This is a genomic window from Bradyrhizobium sp. (genome assembly GCF_019244115.1).
In the GTDB taxonomy this organism is placed as follows: domain Bacteria; phylum Pseudomonadota; class Alphaproteobacteria; order Rhizobiales; family Xanthobacteraceae; genus Bradyrhizobium.
Window position 1 is genome coordinate 1 of sequence record NZ_JAFATE010000698.1, and the last position, 2,358, is coordinate 2,358.

Below are 2,358 nucleotides of genomic sequence, written 5' to 3' on the forward strand. Positions count from 1 at the left end.
AGCGCGCGCGCAATGCCGACGCGCTGGCGCATGCCGCCGGACAACTGCTTCGGATAGGCATTGCGAAAATCCGACAAACCGGTCCGGCGCAGCGCGTCAGCGACCAGCGCACGGCGCTCAGGCGGCGAGATCCTCGCATGCAGCAGCGGAAATGCGACGTTTTCCTCGGCCGTCGCCCAGGGCAGCAGCGCAAAATCCTGGAACACGAAGGTCAGCGGGTTGAGACTGTCGGTCGGCGGATGCCCGCGCAGCCTGGCCTGTCCACCGGCCGGCTGCAGCAACCCGCCGAGAATCTGCAGCAGCGTACTCTTGCCGCAGCCCGACGGCCCGACGATCGCGACCACCTCGCCGCCGCCAACGGCGAACGACACATCGTCCAGCACGTCGAGCGCGCCGAAGCGATGGCTGATATGGTCGGCGATCAGGTCCATCTTATGAGCCGAGGTTGGCCTCGCGGCGGAAGGGCTCGGTCACTTCATTGCGAGGCGCAACGCGACGAAGCAATCCAGTTCTTGGCACTGGATTGCTTCGCTTCGCTCGCAATGACGACCCCGGTTGCTTCAGGCGACAATGCACTGACATCAATCCCGTTTCACGTAGACGTCCGCGATGATCGCGTCCGCATCGAGCCCCTTGTCGACAAAGCCCTGCTCCTGCAGCCATTTGATCTGACCGTCGACATTCTTCACGTCGAGTTTGCCGTCGGGGTCGACATAGGCGCAATTGCCGACCACCTGCTCGACCGGAAGATTGGTGTATCTTGCGATGATCTCCAGCAGCGGCCGGGTCCTGTCGTTGAGTTCGGCCTTGCCGTCCTTGACGGTGGCGAGGATGACGTCGTGATATTCGCGGTCGGCGCGCGTGAGCGCCGCGAGCTGCTTCGTGACCAGCGCTTTGTCCGCGAGCGTCTTGGGAGACGCGAACACCGCGCCGACCTGCCAGGGCGTCTCGTCGCCGACCCAGCCCAGCAGCTTGGCGCCATCGGACTCGACCAGCGGACGCGCCGTGGAGATCGGCAGCAGCGCTGCGTCGACCGTCTCGCCCTTCAGCGCCGCGGCTGCGTTCGACAGCGACTGCAACGGCACGACCTTCACCTCGGAGAGCCTGAAGCCATATTTGTCGGCAAGCAGCCCCAGCGCATAGTGGAAACTGGAGCCGACCTGCGTCACCGCGATGCGCTTGCCGGCGAGATCCTTCGGCGTCTTCAGCCCCGCCGCGTAGGCCTTGTTACTGGCGAAATAGCCGATCAGCGGATAGCCCGGCTTGTCGCGGCTCATGCCTGCGATCACCTTCAGCGTGCCCTTGCCGGCGAGATTATAGAGCCCGGCGGTGAACGCCGTGATGCCGAAATCGACATCGCCCGCGGTCGTGGCCACCGCGACCGGCTGTGCCGCGTCAAAAAACTTCAATTCGATGGCGAGACCTTCGTCGCGAAAATAGCCTTTGTCCTGCGCGATGAACACCGGCGCCGATGACGACAGGCGGAGCACCCCGATGGTCGCCTTCAGCGACTGCTCGGCGCGCGCGGGCGCCGCAGCCACGAGCATCAAAAGAAAAGCGAGCGCGAGACGCGCCGACCACTTCATTCCGCTTCCTCCTTTGCTGGCGCCGGGTTTCTTCCGTCGCGGGCCTCCGGGGACGACCCAATGAAGGCGCCGCGACGCGTCAACTCTTGTTGCACCTTTTCGATGCCGCTGTCGCGCAGAATTGTGTTACCGAAAAGTTACATTGACTCGGCGAGGCTCTGGCTTTCATCCATTCAGTTGGTTCCGACTTCCGCGATCCAGGCCGCCACTACGTCGAGGACCTCCTCCATGACAGCGCGGTCGTTGCGGCCGGAATGCGCCGGCACGTGAAAGGAATGATCGGCCGCCTCGACGAGATGCAGCTTCGCCAGTTCGCCTAGGCACGCAGCGACCGGCTTGAGCAGATCAGGCTCGGCAAGCTTGTCGCGCGTGCCCTGGACGAACAGCATCGGGATCCGCACATCGGCAAGATGCGCGGCACGCTCGCGCGACGGTTTTCCTGCCGGATGCAAGGGGAAGCCGAGGAATACGAGGCCGCGCACACAAGCGAGCGGCGTCCTGCCCTGCGCCTGCGAGGTCATGCGCGCGCCAAAGGACTTGCCGCCCGCGACGAGCGGCAATCCCGGACATTGCCGCGCAGCTTCTGCCACCGCGGCGCGCACTGCGGCCTGGGCTACTGCGGGAGGATCAGGCCGCTTCGAGCCTTTGTCCATGTAGGGAAACTGATAGCGCAGGCTTGCGATGTCGCGGGCGCCGAGCCCGTCGGCGACCTGCGCCATGAACGCGTGCGTCATGCCGGCGCCCGCGCCATGCGCAAACACGAAGCAGGCGC

At 65.0% G+C, this 2,358-nt stretch carries 3 protein-coding genes; all 3 read right to left on the reverse strand.

Annotated elements, in window-relative coordinates; genetic code table 11:
* Window positions 1-431 (reverse strand): ATP-binding cassette domain-containing protein (locus JOZ76_RS30205; protein WP_291704965.1); only part of this gene is annotated, 431 nt, incomplete at its 3' end.
* Window positions 432-581: 150 nt separating this feature from the next.
* The gene (locus tag JOZ76_RS30210; RefSeq protein ID WP_291704967.1) at window positions 582-1,586 is read right to left on the reverse strand and encodes an ABC transporter substrate-binding protein; all 1,005 of its coding nucleotides are present in this window, start codon (window positions 1,584-1,586) and stop codon (window positions 582-584) included.
* A gap of 173 nt (window positions 1,587-1,759) precedes the next feature.
* Window positions 1,760-2,358, reverse strand: a 599-nt coding sequence (locus JOZ76_RS30215) for an alpha/beta hydrolase family protein (RefSeq protein ID WP_291704969.1), incomplete at its 5' end; no start/stop codon positions are given.

Bases quoted from the DNA above. Each gene is read 5' to 3' on its own strand.
- JOZ76_RS30210 (WP_291704967.1), bottom strand. From the start codon at position 1,586: ATGAAGTGGTCGGCGCGTCTCGCGCTCGCTTTTCTTTTGATGCTCGTG.